Consider the following 18,253-nt stretch of genomic DNA (forward strand, 5'->3'; position numbering starts at 1 on the left):
GGCGGGGGTGCGGGGGTGCCCACCGGCGCCACGCCGGCGGGTGCTGGTGCTGGCGCGGTTGCGCTCGGGCGTGCCGGTTCGACCGTGGTCACCCCTGCTCATCGAGCGGCGGGGGGAGCACCTGAAGCCCCGCGTCAGCGGGAGCCGCTGTGCTCGGCATCGCGCTCGGCGCCGTGCTTCACGGCGTACATGGCCGCGTCGGCCTGGTGCCAGGTGCCCACCAGGTCCCCGGCGCTCGTGCGGGTGGCCACGCCGGCGGCCGCGTCGATGCCCGCCGAGGCCAGCCCGGCGCGCACCCGCTCCAGCTCGCGCGCGGCGCCGGCGGCGTCGCACTCGGGCAGCAGGAGGGCGAACTCGTCTCCGCCCAGGCGGGCCACCAGGTCCCCGGCGCGGGTGCCGGAGCGCAGCCGGTCGGCGCAGGCGCGCAGCAGCTCGTCGCCGGCCGGGTGCCCGCGGGTGTCGTTGACGGCCTTGAAGCCGTTGAGGTCGACGACGACGACGCTGGCCGGGTGCCCGTAGCGGGTGCAGCGGGCCTGCTCGCGGGCCAGCGCCCGGTCCCAGGCGCGGCGGTTGGGCAGACCGGTCAGCGCGTCCTGCTCGGCGACCTGCAGGGCGTGCTCGGCGAGGCGGCGCTGGTGCTCCGCGCGCATCTCCAGCTCCAGCACGGTCGACAGCAGCCGCGCGGTCAGGTGCACCTGCGGCGCCAGGGCGTGCAGGCTGTCCGGCCGCGGCCGGTCGTCGAAGGCGCACAGGGTGCCGAACAGCCGCCCGTCGCCGCCGTGCAGGGGTGCGCCGACGTAGGCGCGGATGCCCGCCTGCTGCGCGTTCAGCGACTGGGCGTAGGCGGGGACCTGCCGCAGGTCGGGAGCGGTGGTGGGGCCGGCGCCGGCCACCATGGCCCGGCACAGCGAGGTGCCCCAGGGGAGCACCGTCCCCGGTGCGGCGCGCGGGGCGTCCGCGGGGGCGGTGGAGTCGTCCAGGGCCGCCAGCACCAGCTGGTCGGGGCCGAGCACCCGGGTGAGCATCCACAACCGCATGCCGCTGAGCTCCCTCAGCGTGCCCAGCGACTGCTGGGCGGCGGCGGCGAAGTCCGGGAAGGGCGCTCCAGCCGGTGCCTGTGCACCTGCAGCGGAGCGGTTCCGGGTCGCGCCCCCGGGGTGGTCGCTGCGTGGCACGATCGCCCCTCCTGGTGCGCCGGTCGCTCGACGCGTTCGCTGCTGCACCTGCTGCGGCCGGTGGCCGCGGTCCCCGCTCGTCCTGCCTGCTCGTCCTGCCTGCTCGTCCCGGGCGCCGCGCCGGCGGGTCGCCGTCCCAGGGAGCTTCGGCTGCGCTGCGGCACCGCCCGATCGGCCGAGCGGGTGGTGCGTGCGACGCGCTGCTCGCCGCCCGTGAGCTCGGGGCGCTTCCCGTAGCCTGACCGGCGACCCTGCGACCGGGAGCCCGAACCCCCCATGCCTGCCAGTGCACCCTCGCCCGTGACCACCCCACCCGCTCCCGCCGCTGCGCTGCGGCGGGCGCGCGCCGCCGTGGCGGGGTGCTTCTTCCTCAACGCCGTCTTCTACGCCAGCCTCGTGCCGCGCCTGCCGGACCTGCGCGACGGCCTGGGCATCAGCAACGCCACGCTGGGCATCGCCATCGCCGCCCTGCCGATGGGCAGCTTCCTGGCCGCTCCGCTCTCCTCGGTGCTGCTGCGCAGGTTCGGTTCCGCGGTCACCGCCTGCTCCGGCCTGGTGCTGCTCGCGCTGGCGCTGTCCGCCGCCGTCTCGGCCCCGTCCTGGCCCCTGCTCGCGGTGGCCCTCTTCCTCGCCGGCATCGTCGACGCGCTCGTGGACGTGGCGCAGAACGCCCACGGGTTGCGGGTGCAGCGCGCCTACGGGCGCTCCATCCTGAACTCCTTCCACGGCCTGTGGAGCGTGGGAGCTGCCACGGGAGCGGTGCTGGGGTCCGCGGCCGCCGCGCTGGCGGTGCCGCTGGCGAGCCAGATGTGGGTGACCGCCGCGGTCTTCGTCGCGGTGGCCCTGCTGCTGCAGCGCTGGATGCTGCCCGGTCCCGACCGGCCCGCGCCGGGGCCCGCGGGCGACGAGCACGGTGAGGGGGGTGGGCGCGCTGAGCCCTCGGGCGCCTCCACCGGCCGCCGCAGGGCGGTCGTGGTGCTCCTCGCCCTGGGGCTGATCGCCGTCTGCGGCAGCGTCGTGGAGGACGCCGGCTCGTCCTGGAGCGCCATCTACCTGCGCGACGAGCTCTCCGCGAGCGCCGGGGTGGCCGGTACCGGGTACCTGGCGCTGATGGTGGCGATGACGATCGCGCGCTTGACCGGGGACCGCGTCATCGACAGGTTCGGGCAGCGCCGCGTCGCTCGTGCCGGCGGAGCCGTGACCGCCCTGGGCATGGCGGTGGCGCTGGCGTGGCCGTCGGTGCCCTCGACCCTGGTGGGCTTCGCGCTGGCCGGTGCGGGTGTGGCCACGCTCATCCCGGCGGCCTTCCACGCCGCCGACGAACTGCCCGGGCTGCCCCACGGCCTGGGCCTGTCGCTGGTGAACTGGGCGATGCGCGTGGGGTTCCTGCTCAGCCCGCCGGTCATCGGCTTCGTCGCGGACAGCGCGAGCTTGCGCCTCGGCCTGGTGCTGACCGTCGTGAGCGGTCTGGCGACCCTGCTGCTGGGACGCTTCCTCGCCGCGCGCCCCGCGCGCTGATCCCCGGGCGACCGCGGGTCGAGGTCCTCGTCGGCCCGCGACCTCGCCACCGGACCCCCGCAGCCGGGCGGGGGGTTCGTGCGCCCCCTCAGCGCGGCGCTGTCGCGGGGGTGCGGTCCTCGCGCTGCAGCAGGGTGACCGCGGCGACCAGCACGAGCAGGGCGGCGGCCAGCCCCTCGAAGCCGACGCGGGCCAGCACCGGCCCCGCCACCGCCCCGCCCACGGCGCCGGCCAGGCTCATCAGCGCGTCCGACGCGCCCTGCAGGGCGGGCCGCTGCGCCGGCGGCACCGCGCCGGTGACGAGGGTGGAGCCCGCGACGGTGGAGGCCGACCAGCCCAGGCCCAGCAGCACCAGGCCGGCCGTGACCACGCCGGTGCCGTCGGCGCCGAGCAGCGAGAGGACGAGCGCGGCCAGGAAGAGCCCCTGCCCGCCCAGGACGACCGCCCGGGCGCCGAGCCGGTCGCTCAGGGTGCCGAAGACCGGCGAGAGGGCGTACATCCCGGCCACGTGCAGGCTGATCGTCAGGCCCACCACGCTCAGCGAGGCGCCGTGCTCGCTCAGGTGCACCGGGGTCATGGACATCAGCGCCACCATCACCGCGTGGCTGCCCGCCACCGTGAGCACCGCCCGCCGGGCGGCCGGCGAGGTGCGCAGCGTGCTCAGCGCCCCCTCGCGCGCGGGCGCGTCCCCCGCGAGCGCGGTGGCCGGTGCGGGCGGCGCGCCGGCCACCCGCAGCGGACCGGGGCGCAGGCCCAGCAGGTAGACGGCGGCGCTGAGGGCCTGCGCGGCGGCGGCGATGACGAAACCGCCGGTCAGCGCCGGCAGGTCCAGGGCCCGGCCGACGGCCTCACCGGGTCCGAACAGGTTGGGCCCGGCCACGGCGCCCAGGGTGGTGGACCACACCACCAGCGACAGGTCCCGCCCGCGGGTGTCCTCGGTGGCCAGGTCGGTGGCCGCGAAGCGCGCCTGCAGGTTCAGCGCCTGCCCGGCCCCCAGCAGGAGCACCCCGGCGAGCAGCGCCGGCAGGCTGCCGGCGACGGCGGCGGCCACGACCGCGAGCGCTCCCGCGACGGCGAGGAGCGCGCCGGTGCTCAGGGAGGTGCGCCGCCCCCGGGCCCGGGCCAGCCGGGCCAGCGGCACGGCCAGCGCGGCAGCGCCGAGGGTGCTCATCGTCGCGGCCATGCCCGACCAGGCCGGGGAGCCCGCGACGTCGGTGATCAGCAGCGCTCCGAGGCTGAGGGTGGCGCCGGTGCCCAGCCCGCCCAGGACCTGCCCGGCGGCCAGGACCTGCACGACGCGGCGTTGCAGCAGCCGCTGCTCCGCCGTGCCGACGGCTGCGCCGGGCGGCCTGCTCGCGGCCTCGCCGGAGCCGGGTGGTGTCGTCATCGATCGCTCTCGCTCGTCGTGCTCGTGCGGCTCTCGCCGGCGGTCCACGGTGCCCGGGGCGCCTGCGCCCGCCCTGGGCGAGCATGCCAGCGGCAGGCGTCCGCCACGGGCATTTCCCCGCGCGCGGATCAGCCGGCGCCGGGGCCGTTCGCGGTCGAGGGGTCGTCGGCCGCTGGTCCAGCGGCTGCGCGCCGTGCGCCCTTGGCCTCGTACAGGGCCGCGTCGGCGTCGGCGTAGAACTGGTCGGGCCCGCGGGAGGGCACGTAGGCGGCGGTGCCCGTGCTGACGGTGACGCGCAGGTCGGCGATGGGGCGGGCGGCGACGACGCGGCGCACCCGCTGCGCCAGCCGGGCGGCGGCCGCGGCGTCGGCGTCGGGCAGCAGCACGGCGAACTCGTCACCGCCCAGGCGGGCCAGCAGGTCGGTGCGGCGCAGCACCCCCGAGGTGCGCGCCGCGATCTCCGCCAGGACGGTGTCGCCGGCCTGGTGACCGGCGCTGTCGTTGACCTGCTTGAAGTCGTCGACGTCGACGAGGACCAGCGCCAGCTCGCCGGGGTGGCGGTGCAGGCGGGCGATCTCCTCGACGAGGCGTTCCTCGAAGCGGCGGCGGTTGGCCACGCCGGTGAGCGCGTCGGTGCGCGACTGCGTGCGCAGCTGCGCGGCCAGCTGCTGCAGCCGCTCGCGCGAGTCCTGCAGCTCCTGCAGGGCGATGCGCAGGCTGAGCTCGTCGGAGGCCGCGGCGGCCAGGTCCTCCAGCAGCTGCAGGTCGTGGGCCGACCACGCGCGGGGCACGAAGTCGGCGGCGCAGAAGGCGCCCAGGGTGTGCTCCTCGTGCTGCACGGGGTACCCGGCGTAGGCGCCGGCGCCCATCTCGACCACGGCCGCGTGCCGGCGGTAGGCCGGGTCGGTGCGCGCGTCGAAGAGGATGACGGGCCCGCGCAGGCGCACGACCTGGGCGCACAGGGAGTGGCTGAGCGGGGTGGAGCGCAGCGAGGCCCAGGGCTCGGGGAGCCCGACCGCGGCCTGGATGATCTCGCGGTCGGCGGCCACGAAGGAGACCATCGCCACCGGCACGTCCAGCACCCGGGCGGCCATGCGCACCAGCCGCTCCAGGCCGTCGCTGTCCTGGCCCGCCCGCACCGCCTGCTCCAGCGCCGCGCGCCGCGCCGTCGCGGCCCGCTCCGCGTCCAGAGCTGGTGAGGGGTCTGCCGGTGACCGCGCCGAGGGCCGGGATGCTGATGACATGCCGTCATGCTCCCCGAGCCCCGCCCGCCGGACAAGGGACCGGAACCACCGGCTCGACGGTCGAGGGGTCCAGCGGTCGGGCGGCGGCCGCGGCCCGCTCGGGCCAGGTGGTGGAGGAGCCCTCGACCAGCAGCTCGGTGCGGGAGGAGCCCGGCTGGACGGCCGTCGTGGAGGTGCCGGAGGGGCCGGGGCGAAGCGCAGCGATCGCATCCACCCCTCCGGGGCGGACGTGGAGTCGGCGTGGGCGGCGCAGAACCCCTGACCGCTCAGCCCGGCGGCGGAGGTGGTGGCGACGACCTGCCCGGAGCGCTGATCGCGCACGAGGGGCAGGACGGCGCGGGGGATGGAGGAATTCCCGGGCGCACCCGGCCGGGGTGTCGCGGCGGTGGCTGCTGCGGCGGGTGGCGGTGGAGCACGCGGTCCGGGTGGCCGCGGGCGCGTCGGGGCGCGTGCTCAGAGGTCGTAGCCGCCGGAGACGTCGATGTCCTGGCCGGTGATCCACCCGGCCTGCTCGGAGAGCAGGAAGGCGATCACCCTGCCGACGTCCGCGCCCTCGCCGATGCGGCCCAGGGCGGTGTTCGCGGCCAGCGGTGCGATGAGCTCCGGGTGGCGGGCGAACGCGTCACCGCCCAGGCGGGTGCGCGTCGGGCCCGGCGCGACCGTGTTGACCCGGATGCCGCGCCCACCCAGTTCCTTGGCCAGGTAGCGGCTCCAGACCACGACCGCGCCCTTGAACGCGGCGTAGGCGGAGAAACCGGGCGTCATCCCGAAGGGGCGGGTCGAGCTGCTGCCGACGTTGACGATGGAGGCGCCGTCGGCCAGCAGGGGCAGCAGGGCCCGGGTGAGGAAGAAGGGGCCCTTGAACAGGACGTCGCCGAGCTCGTCGACGACGGCCTCGGTCGTGTCCGCGAACGCGGCCGGGCGCGCGGAGCCGGCGTTGTTGACCAGCCCGGTGAGGGCGCGCGAGCCCCAGGTCTCCTGCAGCGCTCGGGAGACCTCCTCGGCGAAGGCGGGGAAGGTCTCGGTCCGGGCGGTGTCCAGGGGCAGGGCGACGGCGGTGCCGCCGAACTCCTCGATCCGCTGGACGGTCTCCTCCGCGCCGTCGGGGTTCCCGCGGTAGGTCAGGACGACGCCGGCGCCCTGCCGGGCGACCTCGAGCGCGGCGCCCTGCCCGATGCCGGAACTGGCCCCGGTGACGAGGGTGACGGATGCGGTGCCGGACTCGGTGTCGGACGCGGTGCCGGACGCGGGGGTGGGAGCGGTGGGCATGGTTCCTCCGGTGGTCGTGGTGGCTGGTGCCTGCTCGCGGTGCCGGTTCCAGTGCAGCGCCGCACGCGCGCCCGTCCTAGACGATTGCTCGCCGGTCCTTGCACGATCCTGCTCCGCTCCGGACGGGCACGTGCGGGTCGCGTGCTCGAGGGGGTGCCCGGGAGCGCCGGGTGGGTGGTTCACTGACGGGCATGAGCCTCGCCGAGCTGCGCCGGCTGATCACCCGCCACGCCAGCCCCGCCACCACCACGGCCGTCGAGGGCGTCCACGTCGCGCGGACGACCGCTCCTGCCGCCCCGGCAGCCCCGGTGGGCGGCCCCGTGCTCGCCGTCATCGCGCAGGGCGAGAAGACGCTGGTGTTCGACGACCGTGAGCTCCGCTACGGCGCCGGGCAGTACGTCGTGGCCTCCCTCGACCTGCCGGTCACCGGCGAGTTCACCGGAGCGAGCGCGGCGGAGCCGGCCCTCGGGTTCGGGTTGACGCTGAAGCCGGCGCTCATCGCCGAGCTGCTGCTGCACCCCGCGGCGCGGAACCCGTCCGGCACCCCGCGGGGTGCAGCCGCACCCTTCGCCCTCACCGTCAGCGACGCGGGCCCCGACCTCATCGACGCGGTGGTGCGGATGCTGCGCCTGCTGGAGCGCCCGCGCGACCAGGTGGTGCTGGCACCGCTGATCGAGCGGGAGATCCTGTGGCTGCTGATCACCGGGCCGCACGGGGAGGCCGTGCGCCAGCTGGGGCTGGCCGACAGCAGCCTGTCCAGCATCGCCCGGGCGGTGCGCTGGCTGCGCGAGCACTACGCCCAGCCGCTGCGGGTGCAGGAGCTGGCGCAGGTGGCCGCGATGAGCCCCTCGGCCTTCCACCGCGCCTTCGCCGCGGTCACGGCCATGAGCCCGATCCAGTTCCAGAAGCGGATCCGCCTGCAGCAGGCGCGGTTGCGGCTGCTGGCCGATCCGGCGGACGTCGCCGGCGCCGGTCACGCGGTCGGTTACGGCAGCGCCTCGCAGTTCAGCCGCGAGTACCGCCGGTTGTTCGGGTTGCCACCGGGGCAGGACGCGGCGCGGTTGCGGGCGCAGGCGTACGCCGGGGTGTGAGGACCGGGTTGCCCGGGTTGCCCGGGTTGCCCGGGTTGCGGAGGGTTCCGGTGGTTCCCCGGGCCGGCACCTGCGGCCGCGTCCTGGACCGTCCGTCGCGCGTGCCCGCCCGGTCCTGATCCTCGCTCAGGGTGCGAAGACGCAGAACTCGTTGCCCTCCGGGTCGGCGAGCACGTCCCAGGCCCGGTCCTCCCCGCGAGGCAGGACCATGACGGCGCCCAGCGCGAGCAGCTCCTCGACGTCGCCGACGACGTCGAGGTGCATGCGGTTCTTGACCACCTTCGCCTCGGGGACGGGAACCACCCACAGCAGCGGTCCCGCGCCGGTGGGATCGACGATCGGCACCGGGTCGGACACCGGGCGGGGACCGTCCGGCCCGACGTGTCGGCGGTAGCCCATCGCCCGGCACCACCAGTCCGCCACGGCCTGGTGGTCGCGGGCGTCGAGGCAGAGGTCCTTGAAGCGGGAGGGAGCGCTCATGAGCGCATCACAGCGCACGGCTGCCGGCGGCCGCCAGTCGAGGTCCCCACCGGCCGGGGTCGTGGTCGGCTCGGCGCCAGCCTCCGCGACCGCACCTGTGCGCGGTCGGGGAGGCGCGACGTGGCCATCGATTTCCACCTCCTCAACCGTTGCCATCACGGAAACCGTCTGAGATGATTGCCGTCATGGAAAGCACTGGAGCGAGACCCGACCCCGACCAGGCCCGCGCAGCGCTGGCGGGCATCCACCAGGCGCAGCGGGCCGTGCGCGACACCCCCTGGCCCACCTGGCTCTACCCGGCCAACGCGCTGCTGCTGGGCGCGATGGCGCTGACCCCCCTGCTGGAGCAGCACCGCACCCGGGCCTTCCTGCTCGTCGCCCTGGTCGTCGTGGGCGTCAACCTGGTGGCCGGCTACCGGATGGGCACCCCCTGGGCGCTGCCCACCTCGCGCCTGTTCCTGGGCGCGGTCACCGCCGCGGGCGCCTGCGTGCTCGCCGCCCTGCTGCTCGGCGACGTCACCGCACGCAGCTGGCCGGTGCCCGTGCTCGCGATCGCGGCCGCCGGCCTGTACCTGGCCGGCGCCGTGGCGCACCGCAGGTCCACCGGTCCCGCCCCGCGGAGCAGCCGGCGGCCCCGGTGAAGGCGCAGCTGGACCCGGTGATCCACCCGACGCACCGCCTGCGCATCTGCGCGATGCTCGTGGCCGGCACGACGCTGGAGATGCAGGTGCTCAAGGAGCACCTGCAGCTGAGCCCGTCGGCGCTGAGCAAGCAGGTCGCAGCCCTGCTGGACGCCGGGTACGTCAAGCAGGAACGCCTGGGCGCCGACTCGCGCCGGGTGTGGCTGTCGCTGACCCGCCAGGGCACCAGGGCCTACCGGGCCCACGTCGCGGCGCTGCAGGAGATCGTCGCGGCTGCGCCGCCGACCGCGCTCGCGCACGACGACGCGGACGACGACGCGCACGAACCCGCGGAGCAGGACGTGGACGCGCGTCGCTGAACGGCGTGCCGCTACGCCGGTCCAGCGCCCGAGGAGGCACCCCGGGGGCCCTGCGGGGTGGCGCGCTGGGCGGCCAGGATGCCCAGCAGCGCCACCCCGTCCGCGCTGGGACCACCCGGGTCGGCGTGGTAGACCACCAGCTGCTGCCCGGCCGCCCCGCGGACGTCGAAGGTCTGCACGTGCAGCGTCAGCTCGCCCGCCTGGGGGTGGGCGAACCGCTTGCGCTCAGCGGTCTTGCCCCGCGCGTCGTGCCGTTCCCACGCACTGGCGAACCAGGGGTCGGTGCTCAGGTGCTCGCGGACCTCGCGGATGCGCGCGTCACCGGGGTGCGCACCGTCGGCCAGGCGCAGTGCGGCGACGCTGTCGCGCGCCACGACGTCGCGCTCGGGGTAGAGCGAGCGCGCCAGCGGGTCGCGGACGACGAGCTCCACGAGGTTGCGGGTGGTCGGGAAGGCGCCGAACAGCTCCTCGGCCAGGGCGTTGGTCGCCAGCACGTCCAGGGCGCGCCCGAGCACCAGCGCGGGGGTCGCCGGCCAGGCGTCCAGCAACCCGGCCAGCCGCGGGTCGACCCGTTCGGGACCGCCGGCCCCGAGGCCGGGGGCGGGAGCCAGGCCCGCCAGCCGGTACAGGTGCTCGGCGCCGTCGCGCGACAGGTGCAGCGCGTGGACGAGGGCGTCGAGCACGGCCGGCGAGGGGTTGCGCTCGCGGCCCTGTTCGAGCCGGACGTAGTACTCCACGCTGATGTCCGCCAGCAGCGCGACCTCGCTGCGGCGCAGGCCCGGCACCCGCCGGCGCGACCCGGCCGGCAGACCCGCCGCTGCGGGGGACAGCTCACCGCGGCGTGCGCGCAGGTACTCCCCGAGACCGCTCACCGGTCCACCGTAGTCCGCGGTGCGCCGCTGAGGGTGGTCGTGGCGCTACCACCCTCACCGCGGTCTCCCCCCGCCCCGTCCGCGCGGGCACCGTCGTGGTCATGAGCGAACCGATCGACACCACCGAACGCAAGACCGTGCTCGTCACCGGCGCCTCCAGCGGCATCGGCGAAGCCGTCGCCCGGGAACTGGCCGGCGCCGGGCACCACGTCGTCCTCGCCGCCCGCCGCGAGGACCGCCTCGAACAGGTCGCGGCCGACATCACCCGCACCGGGGGGAGCGCCTCGACCGCGGCCCTGGACGTCACCGACCCGGAGGCGTACGCCCGGGTGGTCGACGCGGTCGTCGCCGAGCACGGGCGCCTCGACGTCCTCGTCGCCAACTCCGGCGTCATGCTGCTGTCCCCGATGACCTCGCTGCTGGCGCAGGAGTGGGACCGGATGGTGGACGTCAACGTCAAGGGCGTCCTGCACGGGATCGCCGCGGCCCTGCCGCACTTCCTGCGCCAGGGGTCCGGGCACTTCGTGACCACAGCGTCCATCGGGGCGCACGAGGTCGTGCCCACCGCCGCGGTGTACTGCGCCACCAAGTACGCGGTGTGGGCGCTGATGGAGGGCCTGCGCCAGGACCTGCCGCCGACGGTGCGGGCCACGACCATCAGCCCGGGCGTGGTGGAGAGCGAACTGGCTCAGCACATCACCGACCCGGCGGCCAGCGCGGGGATGGTCGAGTACCGCCGCAGCGCCATCGCGCCCTCGGCGATCGGGCGGGCGGTCGCCTACGCGGTCGGCGAACCGGACGACGTCGACGTCAACGAGGTCGTGGTCCGCCCCGCCGCGCAGCGCCCCTGAGGGCACCTCACGCCACCCGGCGCCGGCCGCGCCGTGGTCGCGCGGACCGCCGCGCCGGTGGCCGCGAGCGGTCCGGTCCCGGCAGACTGCGTCCTCGAACGCCGGCCGACGAACGTGGGGTGCTCCGTGGTGGACGAGGCGACGGGCGCGGCGACGGGCGAGGCCGGCCGGCCGGGCGTCCCTGCGCGGCGCATGCACCTGGTGGGGACCCTGCCCCAGTTCCACGACGCCGCCGAGGCGCTGGCCTGGCAGGTGGGCGAGCTCGCGGGGCGGGTGCGCCGGCTCAGCGGGGGAGAGACCGCCGAACGCTCCCGGTGGATCGTGCCCGTCGTGCAGCGGCTGGCGCAGCAGCCGGTGCTCCGGCGCACGCGCTCGGGGGACTGGACCGGCTACGACGACGTCGACCGCTTCGCGCTGCGGCGCGGCCGGCGCCTGCTGCCGGAGCACCTGGACCTGCGGATCGCCGAGCACGCCGAGCAGGAGCTGGAGCTGCTCGCCCGCTCGTCGCACCCGGCGACTCCCGACCTGCCGCTGCAGGTGGGCCTGCCGGGCCACCTGGACGTGGCGCTGTTCGCCTTCGGGGCCGCGGGCGTGCCGCGCACGGCCGCCGTCGTGCGCCGCGCGCTGGGCCGCGAGATCGCCAGGGCGGTCGCCGGCGCCGGCACCTCGGTCGTCTTCCAGCTGGAGCTGCCCGCCGAGCTCGTGGCCCTCACCGCCGCACCCGCCCCGGCGCGGCCCGCGCTGGCGCGGGTGCTGGCCGCCCTGGTGGTGCGTCAGGTCGCCGAAGCTCCGCCGGGGACCCGCTTCGGGGTGCACCTGTGCCTGGGGGACCTGGGGCACCGCGCCCTGCGGCAGCTGCCCAGCGCGGCGCCCCTGGCCCGGCTGACCACCGCGCTGGTCCGCGCCTGGCCGGCGGGACGGCCCCTGGAGTTCGTGCACCTGCCGCTCTCCGGCGGCGACGGCACGCCCCCCGCGGACCCCGCCTTCTACGCCCCGCTGCGTGCCCTGCGCGCCGTCGTGCCCGAGCACGTGCAGCTGATCGCCGGCCTGGCCCACGAGGAGCAGCCCATCGAGGAGCAGGTGCGCCTCCTCGCCGTCGTCGAGGACGCCCTGGGCAGGCGGGTGGACGTGGCGACCTCGTGCGGTCTGGGGCGGCGCCCGCCGGCCGCGGCGGCGGCCGCGGTGCGCGCCACGCTCCGCCTGCTCGACGCGTGAGCGACGCGTGCGGCGGCACGGGCGGCCGGTGGGCGTCCTGTCCCGTGGTCCTCGACGTCCAGCGCGCTGGAGGTCCTGCGGTCACCGGCACGGACGCGCCGCTGCGGACGCACCACGACCCGCCGGTCCAGGGGCCGGGTCCCGCACGCTTCGGGGACGAAGAACCCGGTGACGCCGACCGCGACCCGCTGCAGCTGGTGCGCACCGCTGTCGAGTCGCGGGTCACGCCCCGGGACACCGCGGAGGTGCACGGCAACGAGATCGACCTCTACCGCCTCGCACCACCGGCTCGCCAGGAGGTCCGGCGGGAGGCTCCCGGCGCCCTCCTCGCCGCTGCCCCCGCTGCTCCGGGTGGGGCGGGTGCGGGTGCGGCCGATCGTCGTGTCGTCGATCCTGCTCCGGCGCGGCGGGCATCGCGCGGAGAGCGGTCGTAGTGCTGGCGGAAGACGGTGGCGAAGTACTGGCTGGAGGAGAAGCCGCACGCCAGGGCGACCTCGGAGATCGTCAGGTCGGTGCTGATCAGCAGTTCCAGCGCCCGCTCGACGCGCAAACCGGTCAGGTAGTCCATCGGGGTCGCGTTGACCACCTGCCGGCAGTGGTAGATGAAGCGGGTACGGCCCAAGCCGCACTGGCGGGCCATCGAGTCCACGCTCCACGCTTCCGCCACGTGCGAGGGCAGCGCCTTGAGGAAGGCGGTGACGGACCGCTCGGCGGAGGCGAAGTGCGGGTCCAGTTCCGGCTCCTCGCGCTCCATCACGTCGATCAGCTCCAGCAGGACCTCGCTGATCCGCAGACCCAGGTGCGTGGTGGTGCGGCGGGTCTGCTCACGCATGGTGCGTTCCATCCGCTCGGTGGCGCGCACCAGCCCGGTGCCGGCCCGCCACACCGAGCGGTCCGAACCGCGCAGCAGCGCCGCCAGGCGTTCCAGGTCCTGCTGCGGCAGCGGTAGCCACCCCGGCCACCGCCAGCTCTGGTTGGGCAGCAGCGCCTCGACGTCGAGGATGAACCAGCCCAGCGTGCAGGCCGTCACCGTCGGCAGGCCGATGCGGTGCCGCTGCCAGGGACGGGTCACGCTCACCCAGCCCCGTTGCAGGTCCTGCTGGGTGTCCTCGGTGGAGAAGCCGGCCCGCCCGTGGGTGACGAAGGTGACCTCGACGCCCTCGTTCAGGTGCCAGTCCAGGCCCCAGTCCTGATCGGCGGTGACCTCCCACAACCCGGTGCTGAGCACCCCCGGCAGCACGCCGTCCTCCAGCAGGGCGCCGGGGTAGGCGTTGCGGCCCCAGGCCCACAGGCCGATGTCACCGCGGGCACCGGCACGGCGCAGCGGCGCGCTGGGGTCGTCGCGGTAGGTGCCGTCGGAACCGCGGAACATCGCCGCTTCCCGCCCCGCCATGTGCTCCACCGTCCGCTCGTGCCGGCTGACCCGTCGACGATCGGTCACCGGCGGGCGGCTGCGCTCCCGCCCCCGCCGAGGCCGCCGGCCCGGTCCGTCGACGTCGCCGCAGCATCGTCGCTGGTGGAGGCGTTGCCGCAGCTCCAGGGTAGGGCGCCCGCAGAACCGTCCGCAACGCTCCCGGGTGACCGCCCGCGGTCACCGGCTCCCGGGGTCGTGTTCGACATCGGTCAGCGAACGAGAGTGGACGACACGTCCGCCGGCCCTGCCGCAGGGTGAGGGGCACCGGACAGGGCGCACCGCGGCGCCCACCACCACCTCCGAGGAGCAGTTCGTGGCCATCACCGTCGGGTGCTTCGCCCTCGTCGACCCCTTCTCCACCCTCGACCACCAGCTGGACCGCATCCGGGACTGGGGCTTCAGCACCGCCGATGTCACCGACACCGGCGACGGGGCCGTGCTGGGCAACCACTTCGGCTTCAGCGCCGTCGCCAGCCTGGACGCCAACCCCCACGACCTGCGCCGGCTGTTCGCCGAACGCGGCCTGAGCATCACCTCCTTCTGCGCCCACGCCGACCTGCTGGACGCCAGCGCTCCCTGGCGCTACGGCACCGCCGAGATCGTCAAGGCCGTCCGCGCGGCCGCGGCGATCGGCGTGCCGCACGTGATCACCACCGAGGGCGAACCCGAGACCGACTTCGGTCGGCGCCTGACGCGCCAGGAGGCGCTCTTCAGCATCCTGGAGAAGCTGCACGAGCCGCTGCGGGTGGCCCAGGACCACGGCGTGAAGATCCTGCTGGAGCCGCACGGCCCCTACACCGGCGACCCCGACGCCGTGGAGGAGATCCTCGAACGCGCCGCCTCCCCGGCGCTGGGCGTCAACCTCGACACCGGCAACAGCTGGCTGGCCGGCGCCGACCCGCTGGAGTACGTGCGCCGCTTCGGCGAGCACATCGGGCACGTGCACTGGAAGGACCTCGGCGCCGAGTGGGAGGCCCGGCGCGGGAAGGTGTTCGGCTGCGGCATGTCCACGATCGCGCTGGGCCAGGGCGTCATCGACGTCCGCGGCGTCTTCGACGCCCTCCTCGCCGCGGGCTTCGACGGCGCCACCACGCTGGAGATCGCCGGCGACGAGGCCGTGCTCGCCTCCGCCGACCTGCTCGAGCAGTGGGGAGCCGTGCGGTGAGCGGCGCCGCGGGCGCGTCGAGCGCCTTCGCGATCGGCCAGGTCGGGCTGGGCAGCATCACCGTGCCCCACCGGCAGGGCTACCGCCTGTACGGGCAGCCGGTCGTGGCCGGCTACGACCCCGACCCCGCCGCCCGCGCCCGCATGCTGGCCGACACCCCCACCGCGAGCGTCCACGAGAGCCTGGCCGACCTGCTGGCCGACGAGCGGGTGGGAGTCGTCGACCTGGCCACCCCCCACCACCGGGCGACCCGGTTGCCGGTGCTGGAGCAGATCGCCGCCGCCGGCAAGCCGTTCCTGGTGCAGAAGCCGCTGGCCATGAGCTACCCGGAGGCGCTGGAGCTGGTGCAGGTGGCCGAGCAGGCCGGTGTGGTCGGCATGGTCAACCAGAACATGTGCTTCACCCCCTCGGCCATCGCCCTGGCGAGCGCGCTGCTGCAGGACCGCGTCGTCGGCGAACCCTCCTACGCGCAACTGGTGGCGCAGTACCAGTTCGACACCGACTACCACCCCTGGTTCGGCAAGGACGAGCGCTGGTGGACGGCGGGGCTGTCCATCCACCACCTCGGCCTGCTGCAGCTGCTGTTCGGCCCACCGCTGAGCGTGCACGCCCTCACCGGTCACGACGTCAGCCAGCCCGGCGTCACCAGCGACGGCTGGGGTCACCTGGCGCTGCGCTACCCCAGCGGCCTGCAACTGGTGCTGATCTCCACCGGCACCTACTACGGCACCGAGCCGGTGCGGCACGGCGACGAGGCGGTGTGGGTGCAGGGGCCCGAGGGCCTGGTGGACTGGCGCCCCGAAGGTGATGTCGTCGTCTCCCGCCGCATCGGGGGCGGCGGCGACGTCGAGCGCCGCTCCATCGCCCCGCACACCCGCGGCACCTGGTTCCCGCACGCCTTCGGCCTCACGATGGCGCACTTCCGCCAGGCCCTGGCCGCGGGGGCGGCTCCGCTGTGCTCGGTGCAGGACAACCTCAACGTCGTGGCGGTGCTGGAGGCCACCTACCGGTCCAGCGCCGAGCACCGCGTCGTGCAGGTCGCCGAGATCATGGGGGACCGCTACGACGGCGACTACGGCACCGGCTACTCGCACGGCTTCGCCGCCTGGCAGCCACCGCACCCCCTGCAGGACGAAGCGGTGCAGGAGGCCGTGGCGTGAGCGGGTCGATCACCTTCGAGCAGACCGGCGACGCCCGCGGTCTGCTGCGTGGCCCGCAGGGGCAGCCGCTGGCCGGCTGCTCGTGGTCCTCGAGCGCCAACCACCCCTACTTCGACGAGCTGCGGCCCCTGGCCCACCGCGGCGTCCTGACCACCCACGCCCCGCACGACCACCGCTGGCACCACGGCCTGTGGTGGTCGTGGAAGTTCATCGACGACGTCCTCTTCTGGGAGGACCACCCCGGCTACGGCGGCAACCGCGCCGGCCTGGGCCGCAGCACCGTCGAGGAGCACCGCGTCGAGGCCACCGGCGACGGCGTGCGCATCCACGAGCAGCTGTCCTGGCGGGTGGACGCCGGCGGGCAGGTGCTGCTGTCCGAGCAGCGCTCGGTGACGGCCACGCTCGCGAGCGGCGTCGACGGTGGCTGGGCGCTGGACTGGGACCAGACGTGGACGGCGAGCAAGGACGTGCACCTGTCGGTCACGCCGTGGCCGCAGACCACCTGGGGCGGCTACGCGGGACTGAACTACCGCGCCGCCCGCGCGATGGTGACCGGCGAGTCCATCTCGGGCGCGGGCGGGCGGGTCGGACGCGACGCCGTGCACGGCCGGCGCGCGGCGTGGGCCGCCTACGGCGGCGCCGTCGACGGCGCGGGCACCGACGAGCCGGGCGATCCGGCCCGCGGCGGCGTGGCCCTGCTGCAGCACCCCGACGACGCCGGCTACCCCAGCCCCTTCTACGTCTTCTCCGCCGTCGACGACTTCGGCTTCCTGGCCACCGCACCGCTCATGCACGAAGGCCGCGACCTCGGCGCCGGTGAGCGGTTGCGCCAGCGCACGCGCGCCCTCGTGCTCGCCCACCCCGGCGATGCCGCCGACCTCGAGCGCGCCCACACCGCGTACGCCGCCCACACCCACGACACCGCCGACACCGCCGACACCGACGACACCGACGACACCGCCGGCGCCGGCAGCACTGCGGGCGCCGACACCGACTCGTCAGGCGCACGCCGGACCTGACGCGCACCACGCCTGACGCCCACCGCTCAGCCACCACCCGCCGCACCTCGCCAGGAAGGCACGTCGACGATGACCACCAGGTTCCGCCGCAGCGCCGCTCTCGCAGCGCTCGCCCTGCCCCTCGCCCTGCTCACCGCCTGCGGGGGCTCCTCCGACGACTCCGCCGGCTCCGACGCCTCCGGTGGAGGTCTGGAGCTGACCGCTCTGGACTACTACACCGACGAGCCCTCGCACGGCAACACCCAGAAGCGGTTGTCGGACTGCGCGGCGGAGGTGGGGGCCACCATCACCCAGTCCAGCGTGCCCTCCGCGCAGTACAACGCCAAGGTGCTGCAGCAGATCTCGACCAAGTCGCTGCCGGACGTGCTGATGGTCAACAACCCCGACCTGCCGCAGTTCGCCTCCACCGGAGCGCTCGCGCCGCTGTCCGACCTCGGCGTGGACACCAGCGCCTACCTGCCCTCGGTGCTGGAGACCGGCCGCTACGAGGACGAGCTGTACGGCCTGGCGCCCAACGTCAACACCCTGGTGCTGTACTACAACACGACGATGCTGCAGGAGGCCGGTCTGGCCGTCCCCACCACCTGGGCCGAGCTGGAAGCCGCCGCCGCCCAGCTCACCACCCCCGATCGCTACGGCTTCGCCTACTCCGCGGCCGCGGGCACCGAAGGCACCTGGACCTTCGTGCCCTTCCTGTGGTCCAACGGCGGCTCGCAGCTGCAGCTGACCGCCCCGGAGGCGCAGGAGGCGCTGAGCTTCTACACCGGCCTGGCCGCCAAGGGCTACGTCTCGCAGTCGGTGGTCAACTGGACGCAGGCCGACGTCAAGGACCAGTTCGCCGCCGGCAAGGCCGCCATGATGATCAACGGGCCCTGGCAGATCCCCAGCCTGGAGGAGACCGCCGGCCTGGACTGGGCCAGCACCACCATCCCCGTCCCGCAGGCCGGTGACACCCCGGTGGCGCCGCTGGGCGGTGAGCTGTGGACGGTGCCGCGCACCGGCGGTGAGCGCGAGGAGGCCGCCGCCAGCATCGTGCAGTGCCTGAACTCCCCCGAGACGCAGCTGGAGATGGCCACCACCAGCAACACCGTGCCCAGCAACCAGGAGGCTGCGCAGCAGCTGGCGCAGCAGCAGCCGGAGATGCAGTCCATCGTCGACACCGTCACCACCGCCAAGTCCCTCACCGGCGACTCGGGGCTGAAGTGGACCAAGGTCAGCGACGAGCTGGCCACCGCCATCGCCGCCGTCATCACCGGGCAGGCCAGCGTGCCGGACGCTCTGCAGGCCGCCCAGAGCGCGATCAACGGCTGAGCCGGCACCCGCAGGGAGGAGGAGAGATGTCCGGCAGCAGCCAGGGCAGCAGGATCAGCGAGCGCAGCACGGCGTTGAGGCG

General features: G+C 75.4%; 17 protein-coding genes. 10 read left to right on the forward strand and 7 right to left on the reverse strand.

Features of this window, described 5'->3' with window-relative positions; translation table 11 throughout:
- Positions 1-134: 134 nt before the first annotated feature.
- Positions 135-1,175, reverse strand: a complete 1,041-nt coding sequence (locus GTQ99_RS08320; protein ID WP_166615275.1) for a diguanylate cyclase domain-containing protein — start codon at positions 1,173-1,175, stop codon at positions 135-137.
- 300 nt (positions 1,176-1,475) lie between these two features.
- Here GTQ99_RS08320 and GTQ99_RS08325 point away from each other — a divergent pair, with 300 nt between their 5' ends.
- Positions 1,476-2,693, forward strand: coding sequence for an MFS transporter (locus GTQ99_RS08325; protein ID WP_338074827.1), 1,218 nt, complete (start codon positions 1,476-1,478; stop codon positions 2,691-2,693).
- An 88-nt stretch (positions 2,694-2,781) separates the two neighbouring features.
- Here GTQ99_RS08325 and GTQ99_RS08330 read toward each other — a convergent pair whose 3' ends face one another.
- The 3 genes from GTQ99_RS08330 to GTQ99_RS08340 all read right to left on the reverse strand — a co-directional run bounded on the left by GTQ99_RS08330 (position 2,782) and on the right by GTQ99_RS08340 (position 6,593).
- Positions 2,782-4,080, reverse strand: coding sequence for an MFS transporter (locus tag GTQ99_RS08330; RefSeq protein ID WP_166615277.1), 1,299 nt, complete (start codon positions 4,078-4,080; stop codon positions 2,782-2,784).
- Positions 4,081-4,208: 128 nt separating this feature from the next.
- Positions 4,209-5,324 carry a sensor domain-containing diguanylate cyclase gene (locus tag GTQ99_RS08335; protein ID WP_166615278.1) on the reverse strand — a complete coding sequence of 372 codons (1,116 nt, stop codon included), beginning with the start codon at positions 5,322-5,324 and terminating at the stop codon, positions 4,209-4,211.
- Positions 5,325-5,777: 453 nt separating this feature from the next.
- A complete protein-coding gene (locus GTQ99_RS08340) occupies positions 5,778-6,593 on the reverse strand; it encodes an SDR family NAD(P)-dependent oxidoreductase (RefSeq protein WP_166615279.1) in 816 nt (271 codons plus the stop codon).
- A 191-nt stretch (positions 6,594-6,784) separates the two neighbouring features.
- Here GTQ99_RS08340 and GTQ99_RS08345 point away from each other — a divergent pair, with 191 nt between their 5' ends.
- Complete coding sequence (locus GTQ99_RS08345; RefSeq protein WP_166615280.1) at positions 6,785-7,684, forward strand: AraC family transcriptional regulator; 900 nt, start codon at positions 6,785-6,787, stop codon at positions 7,682-7,684.
- A 126-nt stretch (positions 7,685-7,810) separates the two neighbouring features.
- Here GTQ99_RS08345 and GTQ99_RS08350 read toward each other — a convergent pair whose 3' ends face one another.
- Positions 7,811-8,164, reverse strand: a complete 354-nt coding sequence (locus GTQ99_RS08350) for a VOC family protein (RefSeq protein WP_166615281.1) — start codon at positions 8,162-8,164, stop codon at positions 7,811-7,813.
- Positions 8,165-8,349: 185 nt separating this feature from the next.
- Here GTQ99_RS08350 and GTQ99_RS08355 point away from each other — a divergent pair, with 185 nt between their 5' ends.
- Together GTQ99_RS08355 and GTQ99_RS08360 are read left to right on the forward strand one after the other, a co-directional pair.
- The gene (locus tag GTQ99_RS08355) at positions 8,350-8,805 is read left to right on the forward strand and encodes a hypothetical protein (protein WP_166615282.1); all 456 of its coding nucleotides are present in this window, start codon (positions 8,350-8,352) and stop codon (positions 8,803-8,805) included.
- Positions 8,802-9,164, forward strand: coding sequence for a transcriptional regulator (locus GTQ99_RS08360; RefSeq protein WP_166615283.1), 363 nt, complete (start codon positions 8,802-8,804; stop codon positions 9,162-9,164). The genes GTQ99_RS08355 and GTQ99_RS08360 overlap by 4 nt, the downstream gene beginning before the upstream one ends.
- An 11-nt stretch (positions 9,165-9,175) precedes the next feature.
- Here GTQ99_RS08360 and GTQ99_RS08365 read toward each other — a convergent pair whose 3' ends face one another.
- Entirely contained in the window at positions 9,176-10,036 is an 861-nt protein-coding gene (locus GTQ99_RS08365) for an MmyB family transcriptional regulator (RefSeq protein WP_166615284.1), read from the reverse strand.
- A 101-nt stretch (positions 10,037-10,137) separates the two neighbouring features.
- Between GTQ99_RS08365 and GTQ99_RS08370 the strand changes: the two genes are divergently transcribed.
- Positions 10,138-10,887, forward strand: coding sequence for an SDR family oxidoreductase (locus tag GTQ99_RS08370; RefSeq protein WP_166615285.1), 750 nt, complete (start codon positions 10,138-10,140; stop codon positions 10,885-10,887).
- A 129-nt stretch (positions 10,888-11,016) separates the two neighbouring features.
- Positions 11,017-12,102, forward strand: a complete 1,086-nt coding sequence (locus GTQ99_RS08375; protein WP_166615286.1) for a hypothetical protein — start codon at positions 11,017-11,019, stop codon at positions 12,100-12,102.
- A gap of 268 nt (positions 12,103-12,370) precedes the next feature.
- Here the strand turns inward: GTQ99_RS08375 and GTQ99_RS08380 are convergent, their stop codons facing one another.
- Positions 12,371-13,495, reverse strand: a complete 1,125-nt coding sequence (locus GTQ99_RS08380; protein WP_166615287.1) for a helix-turn-helix transcriptional regulator — start codon at positions 13,493-13,495, stop codon at positions 12,371-12,373.
- Between the two features lie 334 nt (positions 13,496-13,829).
- On the opposite strand from GTQ99_RS08380, the gene GTQ99_RS08385 reads away from it, so the two are divergent.
- The 4 genes from GTQ99_RS08385 to GTQ99_RS08400 all read left to right on the forward strand — a co-directional run bounded on the left by GTQ99_RS08385 (position 13,830) and on the right by GTQ99_RS08400 (position 18,171).
- A complete protein-coding gene (locus tag GTQ99_RS08385) occupies positions 13,830-14,681 on the forward strand; it encodes a TIM barrel protein (RefSeq protein ID WP_205707051.1) in 852 nt (283 codons plus the stop codon).
- The gene (locus tag GTQ99_RS08390; protein WP_166615288.1) at positions 14,678-15,841 is read left to right on the forward strand and encodes a Gfo/Idh/MocA family oxidoreductase; all 1,164 of its coding nucleotides are present in this window, start codon (positions 14,678-14,680) and stop codon (positions 15,839-15,841) included. Before GTQ99_RS08385 ends, GTQ99_RS08390 begins: the two co-directional genes overlap by 4 nt.
- On the forward strand, positions 15,838-16,860 hold the full coding sequence (locus GTQ99_RS08395) for a DUF6807 family protein (protein ID WP_166615289.1): 1,023 nt from the start codon (positions 15,838-15,840) through the stop codon (positions 16,858-16,860). Before GTQ99_RS08390 ends, GTQ99_RS08395 begins: the two co-directional genes overlap by 4 nt.
- Before the next feature lie 69 nt (positions 16,861-16,929).
- Positions 16,930-18,171: a sugar ABC transporter substrate-binding protein gene (locus GTQ99_RS08400; RefSeq protein WP_166615290.1), complete on the forward strand. Its 1,242-nt coding sequence runs from the start codon at positions 16,930-16,932 to the stop codon at positions 18,169-18,171.
- The last annotated feature ends 82 nt before the right edge of the window (positions 18,172-18,253 follow it).

It is taken from the genome of Kineococcus vitellinus (assembly GCF_009906315.1).
Taxonomy (GTDB): domain Bacteria; phylum Actinomycetota; class Actinomycetes; order Actinomycetales; family Kineococcaceae; genus Kineococcus; species Kineococcus vitellinus.

What these genes read in the sequence shown, in the direction of transcription:
- GTQ99_RS08330 (WP_166615277.1), bottom strand. Translation starts at nt 4,080, where the DNA reads ATGACGACACCACCCGGCTCCGGCGAGGCCGCGAGCAGGCCGCCCGGC.
- GTQ99_RS08335 (WP_166615278.1), bottom strand. Translation starts at nt 5,324, where the DNA reads ATGTCATCAGCATCCCGGCCCTCGGCGCGGTCACCGGCAGACCCCTCA.
- GTQ99_RS08340 (WP_166615279.1), bottom strand. Translation starts at nt 6,593, where the DNA reads ATGCCCACCGCTCCCACCCCCGCGTCCGGCACCGCGTCCGACACCGAG.
- GTQ99_RS08345 (WP_166615280.1), top strand. Translation starts at nt 6,785, where the DNA reads ATGAGCCTCGCCGAGCTGCGCCGGCTGATCACCCGCCACGCCAGCCCC.
- GTQ99_RS08350 (WP_166615281.1), bottom strand. Translation starts at nt 8,164, where the DNA reads ATGAGCGCTCCCTCCCGCTTCAAGGACCTCTGCCTCGACGCCCGCGAC.
- GTQ99_RS08355 (WP_166615282.1), top strand. Translation starts at nt 8,350, where the DNA reads ATGGAAAGCACTGGAGCGAGACCCGACCCCGACCAGGCCCGCGCAGCG.
- GTQ99_RS08370 (WP_166615285.1), top strand. Translation starts at nt 10,138, where the DNA reads ATGAGCGAACCGATCGACACCACCGAACGCAAGACCGTGCTCGTCACC.
- GTQ99_RS08380 (WP_166615287.1), bottom strand. Translation starts at nt 13,495, where the DNA reads ATGGCGGGGCGGGAAGCGGCGATGTTCCGCGGTTCCGACGGCACCTAC.
- GTQ99_RS08400 (WP_166615290.1), top strand. Translation starts at nt 16,930, where the DNA reads ATGACCACCAGGTTCCGCCGCAGCGCCGCTCTCGCAGCGCTCGCCCTG.